Source organism: Paenibacillus sp. YIM B09110 (genome assembly GCF_037167145.1).
Lineage (GTDB): Bacteria > Bacillota > Bacilli > Paenibacillales > Paenibacillaceae > Pristimantibacillus.
In genome coordinates this window covers 21,017-45,547 of sequence record NZ_JBANSP010000006.1, presented here as the reverse complement: position 1 = coordinate 45,547, position 24,531 = coordinate 21,017, and the positions used below count along the sequence as shown (strand labels likewise).

Sequence of the window (24,531 nt, the reverse complement as noted above, 5' to 3'; positions counted from 1 at the left end):
TGAGAGAGATAATAGGTTTTTGTTCCATGGTAATCCACCCCTTTCTTGGATCTTAATAATAACTATATCGTACTGCAAGGCACATACGTACTCTAAATATTTTTTAACGACATCATTCGACAACATCTCTATTCGCTATTTGATATATTCGTTAGGCTATCTATCATTCCTAGACTTAAGCTCCGATATACATAAATAGATAGGAATGAAGAACTAGCACTATATCTTATGTTGATAGAGGAGCCGCTTGTTATGAAACGATTTCGAACTTGGTTAACCGCATTGCTAGTTTTGGTTCTAGTTTTCCCTGCATCACAAGCTTTTGCCGCATCTTTGAACGATGCAGAAGCTGCCCTGCCGGGCGGCAAAGAAGCTATTTCTTTAACAGGAAAACTTAATTTGCCTGCCACACAATTCTCGGAAGGCATCCAATTAGGCGCTTTGAATAGCGATCAAGCGGTGCTGGAATTTGCTAATTCGCAAGGCAGCGGTAAGGGCCTGGTTGCGAGCGGTAAACAATTTATCATTGATCGCAAGGGTACGGATTCATTAGATCAAGAGCACTACGTTCTACAGCAATCCTATAGAGGAATACCGGTTTATGGACGATATATGCAGATCAATCTGAATAAGGCGAATGAGATTTATGCCATTCAGGATAAATCGGATAATGGCTTGAGCCTATCTGCTCTGAATACTTCACCGACACTTACACCGGATGAAGCTATTAGCGTATTCAAAAAAGATGTGGAAAGCGGGCTAAGCGGTGCAATTCAATTAGAGACAAAGGCTGGATTCTACCAAGTGTCCGCTCCGACCGCCTCGACCATTATTTATCCTTATAAAGGAAAAAGTTATTTGGCTTATAAGGTCAATATGATATTCATGTTTCCTACGGCCGGCAATTGGATTGGGTACGTGGATGCACATACAGGCCAAGTTATAGATAAGTACAATAAGCTTCAACACGCAACAGGGTCCGGGTACGGAAATGATGGAGAAAGCAAACCGCTAAACACCACGCCATATAATGGACAATATATTTTGTGGGACCAGACTCATGTTGGCGATATTTATACGCTTGACCTTATTGATTGGGATGATACATATTTATACTTTGATGATATATACAGCTCGAATAATATATTCGACAATTCCTATGATGCGGATGCGGTCGACGCGCATTATAATGCGGATCTTGTATATGACTTTTATAAATCCAACTACGGTCGCGAAAGTATAGACGGTGCAGGAATGGATGTATATTCAATTGTTCATGTGCCTGATTTTGATGACGAAGGCAATGCCTACATTATGGACAATGCCTATTGGAACGGCGAGGCCATGTTTTACGGAGACGGGACGGGCTCATCCAACGGCGGCTTCGATTGTTTATCGTGTGGATTAGATGTCGTCGCTCACGAGCTGACGCATGGCGTTACGGAGTTTACGGCAGGTCTGGAGTACCGGTTTCAATCCGGCGCGCTGAACGAGTCGATTTCTGATATTATGGCAGCTGTTATTGATAACGATGATTGGCTGATTGGTGAAGACACAGGATTAACAATCAGAGATATGGTCGATCCGGAAACTTACGATCAGCCTGGACATATGGAAGATTACGTAGTATTAGAGGATACAGAGGATGAAGATTGGGGCGGCGTCCATATTAATAGCGGGATTCCGAATCATGCAGCGTATCTAATGGCTGGGAAATTCAATGCAAAGGGGCTTTCAGGCCGAAGCTTGCTCGGCAAGCTTACCTATCAGGCGCTTAAATATTATTTAGTTGAAACGTCTGACTTCCGAGATATGAAAAATGCTTATCTGCTCGCTGCCGGCTCGGTCAGCGGATTGAACTCTGCGCAGCGTCAATTGGTGAAGCAAGCTATTATGGAAGCTTGGGATGAAGTAGGAATCGGCGAACCGGTCAAGGATTTGAAAATTGTGAATCAAACGGCTAATTCTGTGCAGATGAGTTGGACAGCAGTAAGCGATGCTGAATCTGTAACGTTGCTATATTCCGATAACAATCGCGATTGGTACGATATCGGTTATTTGGATAATCCGAACGGTAATTTATTGACTTTGACGGATATTCCAACGAACAAAACTTATTACTTTGCGTTATATGTTCATAATGGTAGTAGCGTGGGAGCTTCTAATACGGTATCGGTGAAGCTGAAGGCGGGAAAAATCAACTCCTTTACTCTGGGTACTAAAACTTACGATACTGCAACGTTCAATTGGAGCGTATCAGATGTGCCTGGGAACATCATTATCCAACAATCCGTGGATAGCGGAAAAAACTGGATAACTTCATCGATTTCAGGAAGTCTGACTCCAGAAAGCACGTCGGCTACGGTTAATAATCTTGAAACCGGTAAAACGTATAAATTCCGATTAGGTGTGAGCGGTACGGCCTATACGTCGACGCAATATTCGACGATCTTGAGCGTTCCGATTACACCAGTGCCGGTTATGGATTTGGCTGCATCTGGCGCTACTGGCAATAGTACGGCATTGACTTGGACGCCTGCTGTAGGGGCGACGAGTATAGTCGTACAGCAATCGCTTAACGGCACTTCGTGGACAAATGCGGTTACGGGAACGTTAGCTCCGAATGCAGGAAACGCGACAGTGACTGGTTTGCTGTCGGGTACTGTATATAAATTCAGAGTCGTCGCAACAGGCGGGCGCAATGCGGGCAACTCCAATGTGGCGAGCTCGACGACATTATCCGTTCCTTTATTGGATCTAAGAGTGAGCAGTACGACATCCAATACGGCTGTTCTGGCATGGCCAGCTGCAGTTAGGGCGAAAACCATTTATGTCGAGTACTCGGCGAATGGCGGCGCATGGAAAGAACAAGCGCTTAAAGTATCCGGAACCGCTAAAACGGCAACCGTAAAAGGCTTGCTTCCTAATACAGAGTATCAATTCCGACTTCAAGTAGCTGAAGGCGCTAATGCGGGAACTTCCAATACGGCAGCGGGCGTAACGAAGCCTGTTCCTTTGAAATCTTTCGCAAGCACGGGCAGAACGAATCTAAAGGCAGAATCGGCTGAGTTTAAGTGGTCGCTGCCAATCGGAGCTACTACGTTGACCATTGAACAGTCAACTAACGGCAAAGATTGGACAACGGCTATAACAGACAGCATTAATCCAACAGCAACAAGTGCAACGGTTAGAGAACTGACTCCGACAACGAAATATTATTTCCGTTTGAATGTTGTCGGCGGTCAAAATGAAGGCCCGTCCAATAGCGTAACGGTCACAACGATTCCATTGCCGTTGTCAGATCTTTCGGTAGATGAAGGGGAGACTACGGGAAGCAAGGTTGCGTTGAATTGGACGGCAGCAATCGGAGCTAAAAAGGTAGTTATTCAACAATCGCTGAACGGCAAGTCTTGGACGACCGCAAAAGTAGCATCGCCTTTATTGCCGGGCGACAGCAGCGCGGTCGTTACGGGACTTGCAGCAGGTACGGATTACGATTTCCGTATTACGGTAACTGGCGGTCAGAACGCTGGTAATTCGAACATTGCAGAAGAGAGTACAAAGATTGTGCCAATCGATTCGTTAAGGGAAAGCTCTTCGACGACAAACAGTGTAACGTTGGCTTGGGATGCAGCTTCCAAAGCGACTGCAATCGGGCTGCAGCAAAATGTTGGCGGAGGATGGGAACCGGTAGCTGGCATTAAGCTCTCGGTATCCGCGAATTCTGTAACGATTAGGGGACTGACACCTAACACGGGTTATGCTTATCGCTTAGTTGTTACAGGCGGGGGTAATGACGGCGAATCGAATGAAGTAGAAGTAAGGACGAAGTCGCTTGCGATATCTGGATTTGCTTCTACGGGCAAGACATCCAATTCCGCGAGCTTTAAATGGAAGCCAGTAACTGGGGCCGGAAAAGTGTATATCGAGTATGTGGGTAACGGTCAAGATTGGGTTGAAGCTGTTTCTATCGAATTATCGACTGATAGCGTAACGGCTACGGTGGATGGTCTAACGTCCTACACGAGCTACAAATTTAGACTGAGAGTAGAAGAGGGGCTTTATGAAGGTTCTTCCACTGCTTTGAGTGTAAAGACGAATCGTTAATCGTTTACTAGTATAGTATTAACGTTAACAAGGGCTACGCCAAATGGTCTGAAACAGACCAAACGGTGCAGCCCTTGTTGCGTATATTGAATTCTCGCGCTAGCTCCGCGTTTTGCGGCTGTTCAGCCAAAGCGGGATGCGGAACAGTAGATTAATGAGCAGCACGACGAAGACGAGCACGGCGGCTGCTTTCTGCGCAATTTCTTGCGCGTCGGATACGATGGCTTCCGACTGTACGTACCACAGGTGGACGGCAAGCGTCTCGCCCGGGGAGAACAGGCTGAAGTCCCACATTTCGCCGGAGGTCGTTACGCCGGCGGTGAGGATGATAACCGCGCTCTCGCCGAAGGCGCGGCCGGCGACGAGGCAGATACCGGTGATGATGCCGTTCAGCGCGGCGGGGATAAGCGCGCGCGTGATCGTCTGCAGATGCGTTGCGCCAAGCGCGAAGGAGGCGCTCTTCTGGTCGGCAGGGACGGCACGGATCGATTCCTCTGTCACCCTCGTCAGGACGGGCAGGTTGAGGAAGGCAAGGCTGATTGCGCCGCCGAGTATCGTGAGTCCGATTTGGAACATTTCGACGAACAGGGCGATACCGAATAAGCCGAATATGATCGAGGGTACCGATGCAAGGCCTTCCACGCATACGCGTACGAAAGCGATGAGCTTATTGTCCGGCGCGAACTCGGCGAGGTAGATGCCTGCGGCCATGCCGAGCGGAATGGAGATAAGCAGTGACAGGAACAGAATGTAAAAGGAATTGAGCAAGGTAGGGCCAATGCCGCCGCCTTCATCGATCTCGCTTGGGAGGCCGAACAGGAAATCCCACGTCAGCTTCGGGAGACCGTCCTGCAGGATCAAATATAGCAGTCCGAAGATAAATGCGATAATAAGGACGCCTGCGGTCCAGATCACACCGGAGAACAGACGGTCGTTGATCCGGTTAAGCCCTTTGTTGTTGCGGCGGAACGGATTAGCGGCAGCAGCCGCGCCAGCACCGGCACTCATATGATTTTTCATGAAATGCGAGCTCCTCTCCGTTGCAGCCAGCGAACGGCTACGATCATTAGAAGTGAAATGAGCAGCAGCAGGAAGCCCATCAAATACAAAGCATAGTTCCATGTCGAGTCAAAAGGAACGTTCGATATTTGCATCACGATATTGCTCGTTAAGACGGAGGTCGGCTTGAGCAGACTGTCCGCGAGCTGCGGCGTATTGCCGATAACCATAACGACGGCCATCGTCTCGCCGACGGCGCGCGCCATTCCGAGAATGACGGCATACATAATGCCGCTTTTGGCTGATGGCAGCAAAACCTTCCATACCGTCTGGAATCTAGTGGCGCCGAGCGCGTAGGAGGCGTCGCTGAATTTGGCAGGCACGGCGCTAATAGCGTCGTCGCTAATACGGCTGACGGTCGGGAGCACCATGATCGTGAGTACGAGTGCCGCGGCGAGCAGTCCATCGCCCATGCCTGTGCCTGTTACGGTACGGATAAGCGGAATAAGGACGGTTAACCCAAGATAGCCGTAGACGACCGATGGAATGCCGACCAGCAGGTCGAGTATCGGGCGAAGCGCGTTTTTCAGCCATGGCGGGACGAATACCGACAGGAAGATCGCGATCATTAGCGACAGCGGAACGGCGATCAACAGCGTAAGCGCCGTTAAAGCGAAGGTGCCGAAGATGAATACAAGGCCGCCGTATTGCTCGTTCTCGGGCGCCCAATCGGTAGAGAAGAAGAAGTCGGCGAACGAGATATGGTTGAACGTTAGAACGCCGGTGCGAAACATAAGGAATAGAATCAGAAAAAGAATCAGACATACGAAAGCGGCAGCCGCGATGCATAAGTAACGGAACATGCGGTTCATCGCGAACAAGCGCGAGCGGCGGTCGAATTTCTTGCCGCTGCCTGCCAGCAGCGTACGGCCAAGCTCGGCATGAAGCGGCGCTTTGCCGGCGGCGGAAGTCGAATCTAGCATAGTAAAGGTCTCCTCTCTCTAAAAGAGCGGCGGGCGAGGCGCTCTCATGCGCCTGCCAGCCGCTCTCTTCGTGTCGTTCCATTCCTTCGGGTATTGTTTATTTCATAGCCGAGATCGGGATGAACTTCAGCTTTTTAAGCGATCCGTTCTGGAACTTCGTGCTTTGTACGTATTTAATGAATTCTTTGGTAGCGCCAGTAGGCTCGCCTTTCGTCATGTAGTAGCCGTAGCCCCACACCTTGTATTTGCCGTTGATGACGTTAGCTTCCGTTGGCGCGATATCGTTGATTTTTACAGCGATCATTTTGTCCGTAACATAAGCAAGGTCCATGTAACCAATAGCATTAGGCGTCGTCTCGATAGCCGTCTTCATATCGCCGCTTGTTTTCACTTCTTTATAATTGTCGCCTTTAGTCATGAAATCCGTGCCTTGCAATGCTTTGTCTTGGAAGTTAACGCGAGTGCCGGAACCGAACGTACGGTTGACAACGATAATGTCGGCGTCCTTGCCGCCAACTTCTTTCCAGTTCTTGATTTTGCCGGAGAAAATGCCTTGCAGCTGCTTCGTCGTCAGGTTCGTCGCCGTTACGTTTTTGTTCACGACGGCTGCGAAAGGAATGATGGCTACTTTATGAGCGACTTGGCCTTCGAATTTTTTGAAGCCCGGTACGTCTTTCGAAGCGTCCCAGTCTACCGCTCCGATTTGTGCGATTCCTTTGCGAACCGCTTGCGGTCCGGTAATCGAACCAGCTGCCGATGCGGAGATTTTTACTTTCGGGTGAAGCTTCTTGAATTCGTTAGCCGCCTGAAGCGTGAGAGGCAGCAGGGCGGATGACCCGTTGATGACGATCTTCCCGCTAAGCTTGCTTGCCGCATGCACGGCCGTCAGCGAGCTGAAGCCGATGACGGTTGCGAGTACGGCGATTGTAAGTGATTTAAACCATTTCATTGAAATATCCCTCCATTAATTATTGAGTAATGTTTTTCCATTGGCCGTTAACCGATACGGCAAGCTGGCCGTCGATCAAAGCTGCGAGGTGTCCGTGACGCGATACGATGATTTCGGAAACGCTGTCCGATATTGCTGCCAGCAGGTTGTTTCCGCCGATTAATGCATCGACCTCGTAAACCGCATTCGACGAATCATCGTTCGATGTCAGTAAGTACAGTCTGTCGGCACCTTGTGCGAGCTGATAAACATCCTTTTGCGCGAATACGCTGGTCGAAGCAGCGTCTGTGCCGGCAGTGGAGACGGATGCTGCTTTGCCAATACTTGCATCGTCAGCCGTTACGCTTACGTAGTAAACTTTGGAGCCGTCAGCCGAAAGCTCGATGAACACTTTGTCGTCCGTGTCCTTAGTCAGTTGCACCGGCTTGTTGTCTGCCGCCGCCGCGTTGTAGAAGTAGACTTGCGCTTCCGTTCCGGCAGCATCGATGGCCACATCGTCCAGAGCGACATCGACATTGCTGTCTGCGGTTACTTTCGGTTGCTTGTTAACGGTAAAAGCGAATTTCTTGCCGTCTGCGGATACGTCGAGGTTTGCTTTGTAATCGACTTTGTCCTCGAGCACTTTGGATACGGCGCCATCGGCAAGATTCAATTTGGCGATGACCGAGTTTTTGTCGCCTTGAAGGAAGAAGAGCGCGGTTCCGTCTTGCGACCATTGCAGCTCGTTCTTGATCGAGCTGTCCGTGCTTACTTGCTTGGATTCTTTGCTGTTCAGGTCGATTACATACACAGCGCCATTAGCATCTGTGTAAGCAACGTTTTGTCCGTTCGGCGAAACAACAAGATCCGAAGTGCTAGCGGAAGAGAGCAGCAGCTCATACTTGCCGTTAACGGCATTCACAAGGTAATCCTCGCGGCCGTTCTCCGAGCTGTTCGATACAATCAGGCGAGAACCTCCTGCCCATACAGCGTGCTCTACGAAGGCTAGCTGCTCAACTGTTGCGATTACAGGGGCAACGGCATCCCCCTCATATGTACCGCCAAGCGCTTCAACCAATGCGGAAGGATCTGCGAATATCGTGTAGTTGACCGTCTTCACATCCGAAGAAAGAGCAGGCGACGTGCTGCTAGCGGCAATGATTCCTGCGCCCGGATTAACATACACCGACTTGCCTTCCAGTGTGAGTGTTACAGAAGCGTCAGCCGGCTTCAGCGTTGCGCCAACAGCCTTTGCGAAATCGCGTACGGATACGAGCGTCGTGCCTGAAGCTTGGATCGTACGGAGAACGGCGGGATTGGCATTCACGAGGAATGTCGTTTGGCTGAATTGGACTGCTTCCTGCTTGACCGGAGTTTGGGCAAAAACAGGGTTGACGGCGGTTGCGCCGAGAGTTGCCGCCAGCATGGAGACAGCCAGCACTTTTTTCATTTGCATGGAATCGGTCACCTTTCTCATCGTTAAGTGGTATGGGTCTAATCGACTACTGATTCGATTTCATATGGATCATAGCAATCAATTATTATCCCATTATTTTGAAATCGTTTAGTATTTGTAAAGGCAGATAGATTAGCATGAGCTGTTGTACGCGACAGGGTTTTGTTACAATAGGGAAACATCTATTGGAAGAAAAGATGAAGAGAGGAAGAAGACAGCATGAACTACAATCCTTTAGAGGACGAGGTTATTCATTCCTTAGAGCAGCTGCAGGAAATCGTAGGAAAGCCGCATGAGGCAGTCGTGAAGAAGACGGTATCCGTTATCGATGACCATATCCGAGGATATTTGGCAAAGTGTCCGTTGTTCTTTCTGGGGACTGCGAGCGGAGAAGGGCTATGCGATGTGTCGCCGCGCGGCGATGAGCCTGGTTTCATTAAAGTGTTGGACGAGAAGACGCTCGTATTTCCGGAACGGCTGGGAAATAGACGGATTGATTCGATGCTTAATCTGTTCGCGAATCCGAGACTGGGCATGATTTGTATTTTGCCGGGGATGGAAGAGGTGCTGCGGATTAACGGGAAGGCGACGATTATACGCAATCACTCGCTTATGGAGAGCATGCAGCTTAACGGCCGGTCGCCATTATTTCTCGTTAAAGTGGAAGTTGAGGAGTGTTTTGTGCATTGTCCGCGCGCGTTGAAATTTTCGAAAGTATGGGATGCCGAAACGTGGCTGCCGCGTGAGGAGAGGCCGAGTACGAAGGAAATGTTCGAGGCTCATATTCAGCTGAATGGTTATGTCATCGGGAAAGATTAGCTTTCCCGAGCAAGGCCATAAATCCAAGCGGAGAAATATGGATTAAAAGCACAAAACTTATTTATACCATACTTGAATCATCCAAGGCAACAGAAATTTTCGAATAAGTATTGTGGTTTTCGCGATACTGTAGTATCTTCAATATGTGGAAAAAATAAGGGAGGTGAAAGACGATGGAAAAAATGGCGATGCAAATGATGATGAACATGTGCATGGACGAAATGATGTGCAAGATGAAGTCCATGAAGATGATGATGGACATGATGATGGAAATGAACATGATGGACGGCATGGATATGAACATGATGATGATGAAGATGCAAGAGTGCGACGAAATGTCGACGATGATGATGAACATGATGCGCAATATGGAGCAAGTATCGATGTAATCTTATCGAACTATGAATCTGGCCATTCATAGCTCGAAGTAGTACCTATCCATAACGGCAGAGCGGATATCCGCATGCCACAAGTTACGAAAGTGCAACAACCGCGAATCGTTTGGCAGAGCAGACCGCTGCATGCCGACGCTTTTTTTTATTTCTACACCTAATTTAGATGCTAAAATGCGTTCAAGGTTTTCAGCTTGCTGGCGATCATAACGCGTTGAAGCTTGAACTCCCACACCTTCTCCCGAAGCTGACGCTGTTCCGCCTCGTCCTGATTTCTCCGAAGCTGCTCGTATATATCTAACATTTTGCGATTGATTGCATCGAACCGAAGCCATAAGTCTACACGTAAGCCATGTTCGATCTCAAGATTGATATGGTTGTCTTTGGCGCGCAGCGCCTGAAGAATGTCATGCTGCCATTCGGCGTCGCCGATCTGGGTTGCAAAGTTATATAGATCTAGATAGTCGTCTACCCATTTCGTTGCTATTTCTTTCGCCGAATTCGCCATCGTTAACCGCTCCAATCATTGTCATGTATCTTTACCTAGTATTATACTCGGAATTATAGGAGTTGCAAGTCATTTAACAAAAAGTTTTCGTTGAATCGTTTTGCCCTCAGTGATAACATGAATAACAGTTTTTAAGGCAGGGGAATGAGGGGATTAATTCATGAATCATACCGAATCAATAGCAGTGCCTGCGCGGCGAGGCAGCCGATTGTGGATCGCCATAGTGCTTGGCTCGTTAGCGGCGATAGGTCCGTTGTCGCTGGATATGTATCTTCCGGCGTTGCCGGCACTTGCGGAGGAACTTGGCTCGACGACTTCCGCGACACAGCTCAGCTTAACCGCATGTATGCTGGGACTTGCGCTAGGGCAGTTAATCGCGGGGCCGATCAGCGATGTTAGGGGCCGCCGTTTGCCACTAATTGTAGGCATAGCTGTATATGCAATTGTCTCGGCTCTTTGTTTCTTCGCGCCCAATATATGGGTGTTCGTCGGTCTTCGGTTCATTCAGGGACTTGCAGGCGCGGCAGGCATCGTTATATCAAGGGCGAGTGTACGAGATTTGTATTCCGGCGTGGAGTTAACGAAGTTTTTTGCGCTGTTGATGCTTATCAATGGTGCTGCACCGATATTAGCGCCGATTGTTGGTGCTGAGGTACTCGTCTTTACGTCTTGGAGAGGTGTATTCGCTATATTAGGCGTGCTTGGCACGCTCATGCTATTAGCTGTTTTGTTCGGTCTCAAGGAAACGCTGCCGGTGAATCGGCGCTCTAGCGGAGGCATTCGGGGCACGCTGTCGACCTTCCGCCGTCTCGCCGGCGACCGCGTGTTCATGGGGTATGCGCTAACGCAAGGGTTCGTCATGGCGGCTATGTTCGCATATATCTCGGGTTCGCCTTTCGTGCTGCAGGAGTTGTTCGGCGTGTCGTCGCGCACGTACAGTCTCATCTTCGGAATGAACGGCGCGGGCATTATTATCGCCAGCCAAATAGCGGGGAGGCTCGCTGGCCGTGTGGCTGCGCGCAAGCTGCTGGCAAGCGGACTTACATTGACAGCGGCCGGAGCGGTATTGCTTCTGTTAGCTATATGGACAGATGCTGGTCTGAGTTTGATTATTCCAGGGTTCTTCTTACTTGTTTCAAGCGTAGGGCTCGTATCGACGACAACGACCTCGCTCGCCTTGCAAAGCCAAGGGCAATCCGCGGGAAGCGCCTCGGCACTGCTTGGCATGCTTAGCTTCATTATCGGCGGCTTGGCAGCTCCGCTCGTAGGTATTGGCGGGAACGATACGGCATTGCCGCTCGTTATTGTCATTGCAAGCCTTGTCGTTGTTGCCTTCAGTTGCTTCCGCTTCCTAGCAGCAGAAACAGTTAAGCCTTCTGCGCGAAAAACACATTAAACTCATGATACCGATAAACGGCATCGACATTCGAGAAACCTGCAGCAAGCAACCAGTTGATCTGATCGGATGCCTTGGCATTTATGTCTTGCTTTCGCCGCTCGATAGAGGCTTCGATCGCATCAAGCGGAAGATCGGTAGCGTGAATGGCTTGCTTCCATAGCTCCATGTAGCGTTGATCGATGGATGGGGTCAAGCCTTCGGCTTGATCGGCGTTAACGAAGAGGCCTCCGTCCTTCAGCAGGTGGAATATCGTTTGGAACAGTGATCTTTTGTCTGGATGGGTCAAATGATGGATGGACAGGGAGGATACGACCGCATCGTAGCTTCCTGCCTGCTCATAAGGGTAGTTCAAGTAATCCGCCGCTATATAGGTTATATTCTCATAGGCGGCGAGTCTTCGCCGCGCCTGGTCTAACATTTGCTCGCTGAAGTCGATTAAGGTCACATGGGCCTGCGGGTACTTCGCCAGGATGAAGGCGGACAGCAGGCCAGTGCCTGCGCCGAGATCGATGATGCGCGGCTGCGGCGTATTAAGCTCTAACCATTGAACCGCCGTGCCATAGAAGTCGTCGAAGCACGGAATTAGCTGGCGCCTCTGTTGGTCATATTGCTGCGCCACGGCGTCGAATTGCTGTTTCACGATTGGATTCATGTTTATGCCTCCCTTGTAATGGTTAAGCCTTATACTACACAAGGAGCAATATTTGCGGAAATATATAAAACTTATATTGTTTATAGGTTGTACCTATATCCCGCCGTTAATAACAAGTAAGAGCCCTCTAAGGGGCTCTTATTTCGTTACATCCGTGAAAAAAATGCCGATTTCCGTGCCGCTGCCACGCGCTGACCGCACCTCAATACGTCCGTGATGGGCTTCTACAATCATCTTCGCAATGCTCATGCCAAGACCGGAGCCTGCGGACGATTGATCGGTATTCGTACCTCGATAATAACGATCAAACAGCTTGCGGCTCGTTTCTTCGTCCATTCCTTGTCCATTGTCCGCTACTTTAATAAATGGCTCGTCATTAATCATTCCCGTCGTAACGGTGATCGTTGTGCCCGGACGATTATGCTTCACCGCATTCGACAATAGGTTATCCAAGAGGCGGTTCAGCCAAGTGGCATTGCCGCTAATCGGAATTGGCAGCTCGTCGTCTTCATAAATGAACTCGTATCCCGTCAATGTTGCGTCATTGACATACTTAAGCACGGCTCTGCGGATTAGCTCCCCAAGCTCCAATTCATGCCGCTCCACGGCATTCGAATGATGCTTTAACTGGTATACGTGAGAGAAATCGGTCACAAGCTCCAGCATGTAGTCGCCTTTCTCGCGAATCATGCGTCCCATCTCGCGGAGCTCCTCTTGATTCCAGTCAGAGGAGGGGCTTTCTAGTATATAGCCATAGCCTTGGATGGTAGCAAGCGGCGTGCGCAAGTCATGGGAAATGCCGCTCATCCATTCCTCGCGCGTTTGCTCCAGTTCGGCACGGTCTTTCTCCGTCTGTGCCAGCTTCTCGGCCATCCGATAGAAGGATCCGATGACCTCTCTATACAGGCGGTAACGCATTCGCAGTTTTCCGTTCTTGCGAAATACCCGTCGCCGGTCACGATCCGTCAATACTTCCTCGTAGTGTCCTTGCTCCATGCGCTCGAACCATCCGGTGAACATGATGAGCGGTTGACCGTAACGGTAGCCGTGCCACGTCGTAATGCCGATGGAGAGTAAAAGAAAAGCGATGCCGATCCCAATTAATAAACGAATGATTTCCTGCATGACGGGCTGATGCTTGATCGTTCCCGGCTCTATCGGGGCATGGACAATCCATGTCGGCGATTGATCGTCATGCTGATAGACGGTAATCGCGGCGTCGTATTCGCCTGGCGATTGGCGCATGGCGAGCACTTCGAGCGGCGCATAGCTTTGGACATCGGAGTCGGTCCGAGACTCGCCGATCTTTTGAATGATTTTGCCCAAACGATCGATAATCGTTAAGGTACTGCCGGATTGCAGCAGCTCGGCATGCAAGTCAGGCAGATTCTCTTCGGCGACTAGCCCGTCCTTCTGATAGAGGTCGAACCATCCCTTCAACAGCTCCAGCTGTTCGGTTTCGTAGCCAAGCAAGAACAGAATAGGAGACGAATAAGTAAGATCGAATTGGGTCTCTACCGCAAAATGCTCATATCTTCCCGTGTCCGATATCGTCAGCAGTTCAGCGGCTGAATAGGAGGTAGGCTGCTGAGCCTCTGTATTCCATGCATAAACCACTTTCCCGTTCTCATCCACGACCTGCAGCCAAACCTGATGCTCGGTGATGAAGCTTTTCCAATGGGCGGGAAGCGTCACGACGCTTTCTTCGTAATAAGTTTCGGAGACAATGGAATCAAGCGCGCCGGAAGGAAAGTTGCGTTTAATCTCGTTGTTGGAAAACTGATTGTATAGAATCATGAAAATGACGAGCACGGCTATGAGCAGGAACACTGAATTAATGAGCAGCTGATAGGTGAAGTGAAAGGCCATCCGTCGTCTGACCTTCATATGGAGGCCTGCTCTTTTGTTAATTTATAGCCGAGTCCGCGAACGGTTAGCAGATGAGTAGGTATGCTCGGATCAAGCTCAATGCGCTCGCGAAGGCGGCGGATATGCACCATGACAGTATTGTCGTCCCCTAGTCCGTCCATTCCCCAAACCGTTTCATAAAGCTGCGCCTTCGAGAAAACGATGCCCGGATGCTTGCAGAAGTGCAGAAGCAGTTGAAATTCCTGCGCGGGACAGGGAACCGAGGTGCCGTCGATAAGCAGCTCGCCGGCAGCTTCGCTTAATTGGAACCGGCCATAGCGATAGACAGGCGGAGCTGTGGAGTGGGGCGTGTGCAGTGGCAGATCTCTCGGCAAAGGGCTGAGCGCGTTCATTTCGTCGAGTCGCCGCAGCCTTGCTTTAATACGGGCCGCAATCTCCAGCGGGTTGAATGGTTTCGTAATATAATCGTCGCCACCCATCGCGAAGCCTGTTAATATATCAAGATCGGATGCTTTGGCCGTCATGAACAAAATATGAGGGTTGCCGAAAGCTCGGATTTTCGAGCAAAGCTCAAGGCCGCTGCCGTCCGGCAGCATAATGTCGAGCAGCACGATATCCGCTCCATGGCGGGCGAGCGTACCGAGCGCCTCCGCACAGCTGCTGGCCGTATGAATCTGCTGGAAGCCTTCTTTTTGAAGCACAAGCTGGATCATTTTCACAATGGAGAGCTCGTCATCGACGATTACAATTCGATGCTGGTACATAAGGAAATCCCGCCTTTTAGTAAGCTGTATACTTTCATGCTAGCATATAAACCTTAACGGGAGTTGAACGGTTTTGGAAAAATTAAGGTGATGTTTCGGTGTTGTTTGTTTCATGTTCAAAAGGATGGATTACGATTGGATCGAGGTGATGAGAGGATGAACGATAGGTTGGAAACGGGAAATCGCGTACGAATAATCGATACGATCCGCGGGTTTAGTTTGCTTGGAATTTTGATTTCGAACATGCTTATTTTTCAGTATGGGATTTACGGCAATGATGAAATGGAGCACTTCGATCCATCAGGACTGGATATATGGATGCATAAGCTGTTGACGGTCTTCGTGGAAGGCAGCTTCATGCCGATCTTTATGTTTTTGTTCGGATACAGCTTGTTCAAGCTGAGAGAGGGCTTGGTTCAGAGAGGGCTGCGGCCGGGGGCTCCGCTTGTCAGACGTTTTCTGCTGCTGATTGGATTCGGCTTGCTGCATAGTTTGTTTTTGTGGGAAGGCGACATTCTGCTCGCGTATGGGGTTACTGGGTTTGTCTTGCTTCTGTTCGTAAATCGGAAGGTCAAGACGCTTGTCATTTGGGGAATGGTATTATGCTCGTTGATGCTGTTGACGGGTCTCGTGCCGGAGGAAGAGACGGCGGAAGGAATTGCCCGAATGAGCGAATACGTGGAACGGTCGATTGCCGTATATGGGGGAGGGAGCCATGCGGAAATTATGGATTTTCGGCTGAATGAAGATCCGCTTGGATTGCCGTTAGGCGTCATCTTGGTATCCGTTGTCATTACGCCGCTCATGCTGCTGCCGATGTTCTTATTCGGCATCGCGGCCGCTCGTAAGCAATGGTTCCACAATCCATTGCGTGAGCGCAATACGAATGCAAAGCGTGCCCTCTTGTTCGTCCCGATTGGATTGGCATTGAAGGCATTCGCGGTTTGGCAGATGTCAACGTCATGGAGTTACGCGGTTATAATGATAGGCGGGTTGCTGCTTGCTTTAGGATACATCTTTACGATGGCGGCCGTGCTTGGATCGTTGGCTAAGGGCAATATCGTCGTATCGGCCTTCGAGGGCATTGGGCGGATGTCGATGACGAATTATATTATGCAGACCGTCATTTGCACGTCGATATTTTATGGTTATGGGTTAGGCTGGTTTGGCGATATCGGCGTGCCGGGCGGCTTGCTGCTTGCGTTGTTGATCTATAGTTTGCAGGCTGTCGCAACAAGATTCATGCTGCGGCGGCTGGGGAATGGTCCACTGGAACGGGTTCTGCGGATGTGGACGTATTTGACGCTCAGCGGCAAAGCGCGGACAGCAGGAAGACCGGCTGGCGGCGAGCAGGAGCAGAGCGTGCAGTTATAGGAAAAGGATACGGTGCGAGCAATCGTCCCCGGCTGCGAATTTGAGAAGTTTTTCGCCTTCTAGGGCGAGCGCGGACCGTTCCTCCTCCGAGCCGATCGGCTCGAATGGTCGGATGCTCAAGGTAGCTTCGCCTTTGCGCTGCTCCAGCTTCCATAGTCCTCGAACGAAGCCGTCGATGAGGAAGGTGGAGCGGATAATGCCGTTGACCGTGAAGACGAGCGGTTTGTGCGAATCGTCCATAATGCGGCTGCGGTCGGCGTAGGAGAGCAGCATGTTGTCGAATTCGGATAAGAAGCGCGGCGGAGCGGGAGTGTCTCCGTCAGGCAGCGGCGCATCCGGCACGTCGAACAACTCCACGCCTTGCTCGTCGCGGAAAGTGCGCAAGGTGGGACGCATGCGCTCAATCGTTTCTTTGAGCTTGCTCATGCCCGACCATACTTGCATATCCTTGATGGAGGCAGGGCCATAAGCAGATAGGTAGCGCCGGAGCATGTCGTCCGGCGCTGCTTCTGTTGCAAGCGGCTTGCCGAGCCATGCTTCGGCAGTCGTGTGGCATGCTTGGCCGCCGGCGCCCCATATGCCGCGCGGCGTCACCTGCACGAGCGGAAGCAGATTGCGGGCGGCGTTAGCCAGATCCGCATTGGCGTAGCCGGGCAGCTTCTCGGCGAGGAGCCTGCCGAGCTCGTCGAGCGTTCGCGGCTTCTCTTCAGTGAGCGTACGCGCACAGAAGAGAAGCTCCCGGCGCTGCTCGCCGGTAAGGCCGCTGCGGATCGCGTTGTGAAGGCAACGCTCCAGCATCGGCTGCAGAATGGTGCGGAAGGAGAGACAGTCTTCCGCAGTGACGAGATGGATCGTGGAGCGGTGAAGCGCGATGCGTACGACTTGGCGGTCGAGCAGCAATTGCGACAGCTGCTTCTGCTTGAAGCTCTCAAGCCGCGTCCACAGCGCGTAATACGGCGGGTCTTGCGCCTGCGCTTGAATGGCGACAAGCCGCTTGATGGCTTCGAGCGGAGTGATGCTCTCCCGTTGCAGCAGCATCTGCCTAGCGAGCAGCGCGCGGTTCAGTTCTCGCTTAGTGAGTGTCCTCATTGCCTATCACCTCTATTCGAAGTTTCGGATTTTACTAGAATTGTCTTGATTATAGCTGCTGAACCCTGACAACTGTCTGTCAGCGTTTATTCGAAAATTTGCGTAAGTTGCGTGGCCGCATATTCATTCTGCGCGAAACTAGCCCTCACCAGCCTATTTATGGTATTTTAAAACTATAATTTAGCTAGATTAGAGGAGAGATATCGATGTCGGAAACGAATAAGCAGTGGATATTGCATTCGGTTATTTTTAGTTTGAAGCATGAGAAAGGTTCGGAGGCGGCAAGCAAGTTTCTAGCGGATGGGGAACGCATATTGACTTCGATTCCAGTTGTCTCGGGCTTCCGCGTCTATAACCAGGTTAGCGTGAAAAACGACTATGATTACGGCTTCGCGATGGAGTTCGCGAGTCAGGCAGATTATGAGGCGTACAACGAGCATCCGCTTCACCAGCAATTCGTTCAAGAACGCTGGGCAACAGAAGTGGAGAAGTTTTTGGAAATCGATTATATGAAACCGAACAAAGATTGAAGAATTGCTCTAAACCGCCTATAATGGGCAATAGAACGAACATTTTCGAACAAATAGGAACACAAAGGGAAAAGGGGCTAACAGGATGAAGAAGCTTAAGGTGCTGCAGCAGCTTACAGAAGCGGGTGTTGTAGCCGTATTGCGCGCAGACTCCCCAGAGGAAGTAGCAGAAATGGCGCGTCGTGCAATCAAAGGCGGCATTAAAGCGATTGAGATTACGATGACCGTTCCATTCGCGCTCCGCGCAATTGAGCAATTATCGAAGGAATACTCGAGCGATGTATCGCCTGATGCGGATAACTTCGCTATTATTGGCGTGGGCACAGTGCTTGATCCGGAGACGGCTCGCGCAGCGATATTGGCAGGCGCCGAATACGTGGTTGCGCCGGCGTTGAACCCGGACACTATTAAGCTTTGCAACCGTTATGCGATTCCCGTTATGCCTGGCACAATGACGATTCACGAAATTCAAAGCGCGCTTGAGCTGGGTGTTGACGTGGTGAAGCTGTTCCCGGGCAACCTCTACTCTCCAAGCGTCATCCCATCCATCAAAGGACCGCTGCCGCAAGCGAACATTATGCCAACGGGCGGCGTATCGCTGGATAATCTGAAGGACTGGATCAAGGCCGGAGCTGTTGCGGTAGGTATTGGCTCTGACTTGACGAAGGATGCAGTGAAGACGGGCGACTTCTCGCTGATCGAGAAGAAGGCAGCGGCCTATATTGCCGCTTATCGCGAAGCGAAAGGTCTTTAGCAGCAAATAGAAATAATAAGCGCCATAGGGGCAACAAACTCCGAGTGGCGCTTTTGTATACATATATAGATGAAGAGGAGAATTACGTCATGTTGAAACGTGAGCAAATCCGAATTCGGGATCCTTTTATATTGCCTATTCAAGACGATGGTTTGTATTATATGTACGGTTCGACCGATCTCAATACATGGGGCGGCCCGGGTACGGGCTTCGACGTCTACAGCAGCAGAGATCTGGATAACTGGGAAGGACCTTTCGAGGCGTTTCGTCCAGAGTCGGGTTTTTGGGCGGACCGGAATTTTTGGGCGCCGGAGGTCTATGCGTACAATGACCGTTATTATATGTTCGCTTCTTTCAAGTCGGAGGATCGCTGCCGCGGTACGCAGGTGCTCGTCGCTGAGCATCCGCTTGGACCGTTCCGCACGTTGACGGACAAGCCGGTCACGCCGGAGGATTGGGAGTGTCTAGATGGCACGCTTTACGTGGACGCAGACAACAAACCGTGGATGGTGTTCTGTCATGAATGGATTCAGGTTCAGGATGGCAAAATGTGTGCGATACCGCTGACGGACGATCTCCGGGAGGCGGCTGGCGAACCGATCTTGCTGTTCACGGCTTCGCAGGCGCCATGGTCTGCCGCGGGCAAGGACTCCTTGAACTATGTGACGGACGGTCCATACTTGTACCATACGGAGAATGGGGAGCTGCACATGCTTTGGTCCAGCGGCTCGAAGACCGGCTATGCGATTGGCATTGCCCGTTCGGAATCGGGAACGATTGAAGGGCCATGGCTGCAGGACGAAACGCCTTTATTCGCGGAGGACGGCGGTCACGGCATGCTGTTCCGCACGTTCGAGGGGCAACTGATGTTGTCCATTCATGCTCCTAACAAGCTGACGGAGGAAAGGGCTGTATTTATCCCTATGACCACGAAGGATGGCAGGCTGCAACGGAGCTAAACAGCGCTGGCAAGCTTGCTTCTGACGGCGAATAGCGTTATAACAGAAACAGGACTGTTTAAGAGAGACCAATCATAGATCAGAAGGAGTCGTTAGGCGAATGGATTATCGGATTGAGAAGGACACAATGGGTGAGATTAAAGTTCCTGCAGACAAGCTATGGGGCGCACAAACGCAACGCAGCCTGCAAAACTTTAAAATCAGCGGAGAGCGCATGCCGATCGAAGTCGTCTATGCGATGGCTATTATTAAGAAAGCTTCCGCGTTTGCCAACAATAAGCTAGGCGTACTCGATGCAGAGAAAGCTGCTGTTATCGGCGAAGCGGTTGACGAAGTATTGGCTGGCAAATGGGATGAGCATTTCCCGCTCGTCGTATGGCAGACCGGCAGCGGCACGCAAACGAACATGAACGTGAATGAGGTTGTTGCGAACCGCGCCAACCAAATTCTTCAGGAGAGAGGCAGCGAAGCTCGCATTCACCCGAATGACGACGTAAACCGCTCCCAAAGCTCTAATGATACATTCCCTGCAGCGATGCATATTGCCGGCGTTATCGCGCTTGAAGATCGCCTCTTGCCTGCGCTTGACCTGCTGAACGGAACGCTTCGCGCGAAGTCGGAGAAGTTCGCTGATTTGGTGAAAATCGGCCGTACGCATCTGCAAGATGCGACGCCAATTACGCTCGGCCAAGAAATTAGCGGCTGGTATTCGATGCTTGACCGTACGCGCGCGATGCTCGTGCAAAGCGTAGAAACGATGCGCGACTTGGCGCTCGGCGGTACGGCAGTAGGTACTGGTCTTAATGCGCATCCGGACTACGCGGTAGCGGTAGCAGAAGAAGTAACGGCTTTGACAGGCAAAACCTTCATTACGGCAGCCAACAAGTTCCACTCGCTTACAAGCCATGACCAAATCGTGTACACGCACGGTGCGATCAAGGCGCTTTCGGCTGACCTCATGAAGATTGCGAACGATGTTCGCTGGCTGGCAAGCGGCCCGCGTTGCGGCATCGGCGAAATCGTTATTCCTGAGAACGAGCCAGGCAGCTCGATCATGCCGGGCAAAGTTAATCCTACCCAAAGCGAAGCGATTACAATGGCTGTATGCCAAGTCATCGGCAACGATACGGCGATCGGCATGGCGGCAAGCCAAGGCAACTTCGAGCTCAACGTGTTCAAGCCGGTCATCATTTATAACTTCCTGCAATCGGTCGCGCTTATGGCTGATGCCATGGTATCGTTCAACGACAACTGCGCGGTGGGCATTGAGCCGAACGAAGCGGTTATCAAGCGCAACTTGGATCAATCGCTCATGCTCGTAACCGCGCTCAACCCGCATATCGGCTATGAGAATGCGGCTGCAATTGCGAAGAACGCCCACAAGAAAGGCCTTACGCTGAAGGAGTCCGCTATTGCAAGCGGCCTGCTGACGTCTGAGCAATTCGACGAATTCGTTCGTCCTGAGAATATGATCGGCAAGCGCTAACGCATAGCCTTGTACAAAAAGAAGCCGGGTACTGCTCCATAAGGAGTCTGCACCCGGCTTTCTTGTGTCCGTACCATGATCCCAAAACGTCACGATTTCGAGCCCAGATAACTGTTCACAATCGTTTTTATTTGCTCGACGGTTCGATCAATCGTCATATTTTCAATAATGTGCTCGCAATGCTTGCGGTAAGCCACTTCTTCCGTGTAGTGGCTCAAATAGTTGTCCATGATCTCGAAGCTAGTTCCCTTGCTCTCGAGACGTTCGGATACGGTTTGCTTATCCGTATAAATGAAGATGCGTACGGCGCGTTCGCCATACAGGCTGCGAATCCGTTCAGTGCCTTCGCTGTTCAGAATAATGTAGACGCTCTTGCCGCTGTTCATCGCTTGATCGAGGTCGCGTCTGCCGATGCCGTAGCGGTGATGATCGATGCGAACAAATTCCGCGAAAAAATCATTATGGTACAAGCTATCGAACTGCTCCTCGGTTACGTAGCGGTAGTCGGCATCAGGGCGCTCTTTATTGCGCGGCGGACGGTCAGTGAAGGAAGGGATATGGACGATGCCGCTGCCTTGAAGCGCGCGGTGTGCGGACGTCTTGCGCCCGGAGCCGCTTGTGCCTGTGAAGATGAACAGATAGGGGTTATTCATGCAGAATCACTCCTCTCATATACCTTTTATATCGGCATCTCGGGCAGTGGCGATGATAGGAACGGCAACATCCATTTCGAAGTGAAGATCGTGTCCGATTATGGTATGATACGAATGGTTGCATAGCAAGCAGCAGCTTCATTCCAATAACGAAAAAAGTAGGTTTGTCTTATGCATTTATTATCGGTTGAACATATAACGAAAAGCTATGGCGAGAAGCTGTTATTCGAGGACGTGACGTTCGGACTTGAAGACGGCGATAAAGTAGGCATTATCGGCGTGAACGGTACCGGCAAGTCGACCTTCCTGAAGGTCATTGCCGGAATAGAGCCTGCCGATGCCGGTTCTGTGGCAATCGGCGGGCGTGTGACGGTTCGAATGCTGGCGCAGGACCCGGCATTCGAACCGGAGGAGACGGCGCTGGAGCATGTGCTCGGCGGTCAGTCGCCGCAGCTTCGCGCCGTGCGGGCTTATGCAGCGGCGATGGAGGCTATTGAACTGAAGCCGAACGACACGGCGCTTCAGGAGCAGTTGATTGCGGCGAATCAGAAGATGGATGAGCTGGATGCTTGGCAATTGGAGAGCGACGCGAAGGTCGCGCTCTCGAAGCTCGGCATTTACGACTATGAAGCGAAGGTCGGCACGCTCTCAGGCGGACAGCGCAAGCGGGTCGCGATGGCTGCGGCGCTGCTGCAGCCGTCCGACGTGCTCATTCTGGACGAGCCGACGAACCATATCGACAACGATTCCGTCGCTTGGCTGGAAGGCATGCTTCAGAAGCGGCGCGGCGCGCTGCTGATGATTACGCATGATCGGTATTTTCTCGATCGCGTCAGCAATCGGGTAATTGAATTAGATAAGGGCAAGGCGCATTTCTATCAAGCCAACTACAGCCGGTTCCTTGAACTGAAGCTGGAGCGCGAGGAGCGGGAGGCCGCTTCCGAGTCGAAGCGCCAGAACTTGCTGCGCAATGAGCTCGCTTGGATTCGCCGTGGTGCGAAAGCACGGACGACGAAGCAGAAGGCGCGTATTGACCGCTTCGAGGCGCTGAAGGCAGATGCGCCGAAGCAAGCGGGGGGCAAGCTCGACGTATCGGTTGCATCCTCCAGACTCGGACGTAAGATCGTGGAGATCGAAGATGTAGTGAAGAGCTACGGCAGTCGCAAGTTGATTCGCGACTTCAGCTACATTGCCGTACCGGAGGACCGGGTCGGCATCGTTGGCCGCAACGGCAGCGGCAAGTCGACGCTGCTGAAGCTGATTGCCGGGAAGCTGACGCCCGATGAAGGGACCGTTGATATCGGGCCGACAGTGAAGCTTGGCTGGTTTTCGCAAGAGCATGAAGAGATGAACGAGTCATTAAGAGTCATCGAATACATTCGTGAAGATGCCGAGCAGGTAAAGACGGCTGACGGCTCGCTCATTTCCGCTGGTCAAATGCTGGAGCGGTTCTTGTTCTCGCCAACGATGCAATGGACGCCGATAGCGAAGCTGTCCGGTGGCGAGAAACGCCGCTTGCAGCTGCTGAGAGTACTGATGAACGCGCCAAACGTGCTGCTCCTCGACGAACCGACGAATGATCTCGACATAGCGACACTGACCGTTCTCGAAGACTATTTGGACGATTTCCCGGGCGTCGTATTTGTTGTCTCCCATGACCGCTACTTCCTGGATCGGACGGTAGACAAAATTATTGCCTTCGAGGGTGAGGGCGTTATTACGCATCATACGGGCAATTACTCGGACTATCAGGAGACGAGCGCTAAGAGGGACGGGGCAGGATCGGCCGCATCTGCCGGATCTGCTGCAGCATCATCCAAATCGTCATCGAAGGCCGCGGGAACGCCGCAATCTGAGGAACCCTCTAAGCAGGGCAGCAAGGAACGGGCGCTGAAGATGTCGTACAAAGAGCAGAAGGATTACGAGCAGATCGACGGCTGGATCGAAGCAGCTGAAGCAGAGCTAGCAAAGGTTGCCGAGCATATGGAAGCGGCTAGCAGCGATTCGGTGCGTCTGCAGGAGCTGGCCGCCGAGCAGCAGCAACTGGAAGAGAAGCTGGAGCAGTTGATGGATCGCTGGACGGAACTGAATGAATTGGCGGAGAAGATCGCCGCACAGAATAACTAGAGGGAGCCGTACTTAACCATGAGCGCTAACGATATTCGCAACATTTATTGCATTGGACGCAACTACCGGTTGCACGCATTGGAGCTCGGGAACGCTGTTCCGACATCCCCTATGGTATTTACAAAGCCAACACATGCGCTTGCTCCCATGAATGGCAACATTGTTGAACTGCCGAGCGGTGTAGGCGAGATTCATTTTGAGTTGGAGATCGTTCTTCGAATCGGGCGTGACTATGAGCCCGGCATGAATGCAGACGAGATCATCAGCGGCATGACGCTTGGACTCGATCTGACATTACGCGATGTGCAGTCGAAGATTAAGGCGAAAGGCGAGCCTTGGCTTCCTGCCAAAGGCTTCAAAGGTTCAGCGCCGCTCGGATCGTGGATCGATTATCCCGGTCAAGCCGGAATCGAACAGCAAATCTTTACGCTCATTCGTAGCGGTCAAGAGGCACAGCGAGGCCAAGCTGCCGATATGATCTTCGATATTGCTACTCTGATTGAGTTTGTAGGAACGAACTACGGCCTTGGAGCAGGGGACATCATTTATACCGGCACGCCTGCCGGCGTAGCAGCGCTGGCAGATGGCGACACTTTGGAAGCCTTTTGGGGCGAACAAAAACTCGGGAGCTGCATAGTCAAGTTTGTCTAAATAATGAAGAGAAAAGCGGATGGGCCTTAGCT

21 protein-coding genes and 2 pseudogenes are annotated in these 24,531 nt (G+C 51.3%); 13 read left to right on the top strand and 10 right to left on the bottom strand.

Annotated elements, in window-relative coordinates; genetic code table 11:
* The first annotated feature begins 252 nt into the window (after positions 1 to 252).
* Complete coding sequence (locus V8F51_RS11075) at positions 253 to 4,107, top strand: fibronectin type III domain-containing protein (protein ID WP_337100279.1); 3,855 nt, start codon at positions 253 to 255, stop codon at positions 4,105 to 4,107.
* A 99-nt stretch (positions 4,108 to 4,206) separates the two neighbouring features.
* On the opposite strand, the gene pstA is transcribed toward V8F51_RS11075, so the two are convergent.
* From pstA to V8F51_RS11055, 4 genes are all read right to left on the bottom strand, one after another.
* Positions 4,207 to 5,127: a phosphate ABC transporter permease PstA gene (pstA, locus tag V8F51_RS11070; protein ID WP_337100278.1), complete on the bottom strand. Its 921-nt coding sequence runs from the start codon at positions 5,125 to 5,127 to the stop codon at positions 4,207 to 4,209.
* Positions 5,124 to 6,089 carry a phosphate ABC transporter permease subunit PstC gene (gene pstC, locus V8F51_RS11065; RefSeq protein WP_337100277.1) on the bottom strand — a complete coding sequence of 322 codons (966 nt, stop codon included), beginning with the start codon at positions 6,087 to 6,089 and terminating at the stop codon, positions 5,124 to 5,126. Before pstC ends, pstA begins: the two co-directional genes overlap by 4 nt.
* A gap of 97 nt (positions 6,090 to 6,186) precedes the next feature.
* Positions 6,187 to 7,038, bottom strand: a complete 852-nt coding sequence (locus tag V8F51_RS11060; RefSeq protein WP_337100276.1) for a phosphate ABC transporter substrate-binding protein — start codon at positions 7,036 to 7,038, stop codon at positions 6,187 to 6,189.
* Positions 7,039 to 7,057: 19 nt separating this feature from the next.
* A complete protein-coding gene (locus tag V8F51_RS11055; RefSeq protein ID WP_337100275.1) occupies positions 7,058 to 8,473 on the bottom strand; it encodes a hypothetical protein in 1,416 nt (471 codons plus the stop codon).
* 219 nt (positions 8,474 to 8,692) lie between these two features.
* Between V8F51_RS11055 and V8F51_RS11050 the strand changes: the two genes are divergently transcribed.
* Both V8F51_RS11050 and V8F51_RS11045 read left to right on the top strand, forming a co-directional pair.
* Entirely contained in the window at positions 8,693 to 9,292 is a 600-nt protein-coding gene (locus V8F51_RS11050) for an MSMEG_1061 family FMN-dependent PPOX-type flavoprotein (protein WP_337100274.1), read from the top strand.
* A gap of 173 nt (positions 9,293 to 9,465) precedes the next feature.
* Positions 9,466 to 9,681, top strand: coding sequence for a hypothetical protein (locus tag V8F51_RS11045; protein ID WP_337100273.1), 216 nt, complete (start codon positions 9,466 to 9,468; stop codon positions 9,679 to 9,681).
* A gap of 172 nt (positions 9,682 to 9,853) precedes the next feature.
* Here V8F51_RS11045 and V8F51_RS11040 read toward each other — a convergent pair whose 3' ends face one another.
* A complete protein-coding gene (locus tag V8F51_RS11040; RefSeq protein WP_337100272.1) occupies positions 9,854 to 10,192 on the bottom strand; it encodes a hypothetical protein in 339 nt (112 codons plus the stop codon).
* A 160-nt stretch (positions 10,193 to 10,352) separates the two neighbouring features.
* Between V8F51_RS11040 and V8F51_RS11035 the strand changes: the two genes are divergently transcribed.
* A complete protein-coding gene (locus V8F51_RS11035; protein WP_337100271.1) occupies positions 10,353 to 11,588 on the top strand; it encodes a multidrug effflux MFS transporter in 1,236 nt (411 codons plus the stop codon).
* On the opposite strand, the gene V8F51_RS11030 is transcribed toward V8F51_RS11035, so the two are convergent.
* The 3 genes from V8F51_RS11030 to V8F51_RS11020 all read right to left on the bottom strand — a co-directional run bounded on the left by V8F51_RS11030 (position 11,560) and on the right by V8F51_RS11020 (position 14,876).
* Positions 11,560 to 12,243, bottom strand: coding sequence for a class I SAM-dependent methyltransferase (locus V8F51_RS11030; protein WP_337100270.1), 684 nt, complete (start codon positions 12,241 to 12,243; stop codon positions 11,560 to 11,562). The two genes, V8F51_RS11035 and V8F51_RS11030, sit on opposite strands and share 29 nt — an antisense overlap.
* A 138-nt stretch (positions 12,244 to 12,381) precedes the next feature.
* Positions 12,382 to 14,130 carry a sensor histidine kinase gene (locus V8F51_RS11025; protein WP_337100269.1) on the bottom strand — a complete coding sequence of 583 codons (1,749 nt, stop codon included), beginning with the start codon at positions 14,128 to 14,130 and terminating at the stop codon, positions 12,382 to 12,384.
* Positions 14,127 to 14,876 (bottom strand): response regulator transcription factor, encoded by a 750-nt coding sequence (locus tag V8F51_RS11020; protein WP_337100268.1) that lies wholly within the window; start codon positions 14,874 to 14,876, stop codon positions 14,127 to 14,129. Before V8F51_RS11020 ends, V8F51_RS11025 begins: the two co-directional genes overlap by 4 nt.
* Positions 14,877 to 15,032: 156 nt before the next feature.
* Between V8F51_RS11020 and V8F51_RS11015 the strand changes: the two genes are divergently transcribed.
* Positions 15,033 to 16,250, top strand: coding sequence for a DUF418 domain-containing protein (locus tag V8F51_RS11015; RefSeq protein WP_337100267.1), 1,218 nt, complete (start codon positions 15,033 to 15,035; stop codon positions 16,248 to 16,250).
* On the opposite strand, the gene V8F51_RS11010 is transcribed toward V8F51_RS11015, so the two are convergent.
* Positions 16,245 to 17,339, bottom strand: coding sequence for a winged helix DNA-binding domain-containing protein (locus V8F51_RS11010; RefSeq protein WP_337100266.1), 1,095 nt, complete (start codon positions 17,337 to 17,339; stop codon positions 16,245 to 16,247). The two genes, V8F51_RS11015 and V8F51_RS11010, sit on opposite strands and share 6 nt — an antisense overlap.
* A 206-nt stretch (positions 17,340 to 17,545) precedes the next feature.
* Between V8F51_RS11010 and V8F51_RS11005 the strand changes: the two genes are divergently transcribed.
* The 4 genes from V8F51_RS11005 (at position 17,546) to fumC (ending at position 21,068) form a co-directional block, all read left to right on the top strand.
* The gene (locus tag V8F51_RS11005; RefSeq protein ID WP_337100265.1) at positions 17,546 to 17,869 is read left to right on the top strand and encodes a Dabb family protein; all 324 of its coding nucleotides are present in this window, start codon (positions 17,546 to 17,548) and stop codon (positions 17,867 to 17,869) included.
* Positions 17,870 to 17,954: 85 nt separating this feature from the next.
* Positions 17,955 to 18,623: a bifunctional 2-keto-4-hydroxyglutarate aldolase/2-keto-3-deoxy-6-phosphogluconate aldolase gene (locus V8F51_RS11000; protein ID WP_307475582.1), complete on the top strand. Its 669-nt coding sequence runs from the start codon at positions 17,955 to 17,957 to the stop codon at positions 18,621 to 18,623.
* An 89-nt stretch (positions 18,624 to 18,712) separates the two neighbouring features.
* On the top strand, positions 18,713 to 19,582 hold the full coding sequence (locus V8F51_RS10995) for a glycoside hydrolase family 43 protein (protein ID WP_337100264.1): 870 nt from the start codon (positions 18,713 to 18,715) through the stop codon (positions 19,580 to 19,582).
* A 100-nt stretch (positions 19,583 to 19,682) separates the two neighbouring features.
* A complete protein-coding gene (gene fumC / locus V8F51_RS10990) occupies positions 19,683 to 21,068 on the top strand; it encodes a class II fumarate hydratase (protein WP_337100263.1) in 1,386 nt (461 codons plus the stop codon).
* Between the two features lie 89 nt (positions 21,069 to 21,157).
* Here fumC and V8F51_RS10985 read toward each other — a convergent pair whose 3' ends face one another.
* Positions 21,158 to 21,721: a guanylate kinase gene (locus tag V8F51_RS10985; RefSeq protein ID WP_337100262.1), complete on the bottom strand. Its 564-nt coding sequence runs from the start codon at positions 21,719 to 21,721 to the stop codon at positions 21,158 to 21,160.
* Between the two features lie 171 nt (positions 21,722 to 21,892).
* On the opposite strand from V8F51_RS10985, the pseudogene V8F51_RS31575 reads away from it, so the two are divergent.
* The 4 genes and pseudogenes from V8F51_RS31575 to V8F51_RS10975 form a co-directional block, all read left to right on the top strand.
* Positions 21,893 to 22,723 (top strand): annotated as a pseudogene (locus V8F51_RS31575) (ABC-F family ATP-binding cassette domain-containing protein); the annotation flags it as partial.
* A 201-nt stretch (positions 22,724 to 22,924) separates the two neighbouring features.
* Positions 22,925 to 23,239, top strand: a pseudogene (locus tag V8F51_RS31570) (ATP-binding cassette domain-containing protein); the annotation flags it as partial.
* A gap of 18 nt (positions 23,240 to 23,257) precedes the next feature.
* Positions 23,258 to 23,848, top strand: a complete 591-nt coding sequence (locus tag V8F51_RS31565) for a hypothetical protein (protein WP_442956422.1) — start codon at positions 23,258 to 23,260, stop codon at positions 23,846 to 23,848.
* Between the two features lie 18 nt (positions 23,849 to 23,866).
* A complete protein-coding gene (locus V8F51_RS10975; RefSeq protein ID WP_337100259.1) occupies positions 23,867 to 24,499 on the top strand; it encodes a fumarylacetoacetate hydrolase family protein in 633 nt (210 codons plus the stop codon).
* Positions 24,500 to 24,531 lie beyond the last annotated feature (32 nt).

Bases quoted from the DNA above. Each gene is read 5' to 3' on its own strand.
- V8F51_RS11075 (WP_337100279.1), top strand. From the start codon at position 253: ATGAAACGATTTCGAACTTGGTTAACCGCATTGCTAGTTTTGGTTCTA.
- pstA (WP_337100278.1), bottom strand. From the start codon at position 5,127: ATGAAAAATCATATGAGTGCCGGTGCTGGCGCGGCTGCTGCCGCTAAT.
- pstC (WP_337100277.1), bottom strand. From the start codon at position 6,089: ATGCTAGATTCGACTTCCGCCGCCGGCAAAGCGCCGCTTCATGCCGAG.
- V8F51_RS11060 (WP_337100276.1), bottom strand. From the start codon at position 7,038: ATGAAATGGTTTAAATCACTTACAATCGCCGTACTCGCAACCGTCATC.
- V8F51_RS11055 (WP_337100275.1), bottom strand. From the start codon at position 8,473: ATGCAAATGAAAAAAGTGCTGGCTGTCTCCATGCTGGCGGCAACTCTC.
- V8F51_RS11050 (WP_337100274.1), top strand. From the start codon at position 8,693: ATGAACTACAATCCTTTAGAGGACGAGGTTATTCATTCCTTAGAGCAG.
- V8F51_RS11045 (WP_337100273.1), top strand. From the start codon at position 9,466: ATGGAAAAAATGGCGATGCAAATGATGATGAACATGTGCATGGACGAA.
- V8F51_RS11040 (WP_337100272.1), bottom strand. From the start codon at position 10,192: ATGGCGAATTCGGCGAAAGAAATAGCAACGAAATGGGTAGACGACTAT.
- V8F51_RS11035 (WP_337100271.1), top strand. From the start codon at position 10,353: ATGAATCATACCGAATCAATAGCAGTGCCTGCGCGGCGAGGCAGCCGA.
- V8F51_RS11030 (WP_337100270.1), bottom strand. From the start codon at position 12,243: ATGAATCCAATCGTGAAACAGCAATTCGACGCCGTGGCGCAGCAATAT.
- V8F51_RS11025 (WP_337100269.1), bottom strand. From the start codon at position 14,130: ATGAAGGTCAGACGACGGATGGCCTTTCACTTCACCTATCAGCTGCTC.
- V8F51_RS11020 (WP_337100268.1), bottom strand. From the start codon at position 14,876: ATGTACCAGCATCGAATTGTAATCGTCGATGACGAGCTCTCCATTGTG.
- V8F51_RS11015 (WP_337100267.1), top strand. From the start codon at position 15,033: ATGAACGATAGGTTGGAAACGGGAAATCGCGTACGAATAATCGATACG.
- V8F51_RS11010 (WP_337100266.1), bottom strand. From the start codon at position 17,339: ATGAGGACACTCACTAAGCGAGAACTGAACCGCGCGCTGCTCGCTAGG.
- V8F51_RS11005 (WP_337100265.1), top strand. From the start codon at position 17,546: ATGTCGGAAACGAATAAGCAGTGGATATTGCATTCGGTTATTTTTAGT.
- V8F51_RS11000 (WP_307475582.1), top strand. From the start codon at position 17,955: ATGAAGAAGCTTAAGGTGCTGCAGCAGCTTACAGAAGCGGGTGTTGTA.
- V8F51_RS10995 (WP_337100264.1), top strand. From the start codon at position 18,713: ATGTTGAAACGTGAGCAAATCCGAATTCGGGATCCTTTTATATTGCCT.
- fumC (WP_337100263.1), top strand. From the start codon at position 19,683: ATGGATTATCGGATTGAGAAGGACACAATGGGTGAGATTAAAGTTCCT.
- V8F51_RS10985 (WP_337100262.1), bottom strand. From the start codon at position 21,721: ATGAATAACCCCTATCTGTTCATCTTCACAGGCACAAGCGGCTCCGGG.
- V8F51_RS31565 (WP_442956422.1), top strand. From the start codon at position 23,258: ATGAACGCGCCAAACGTGCTGCTCCTCGACGAACCGACGAATGATCTC.
- V8F51_RS10975 (WP_337100259.1), top strand. From the start codon at position 23,867: ATGAGCGCTAACGATATTCGCAACATTTATTGCATTGGACGCAACTAC.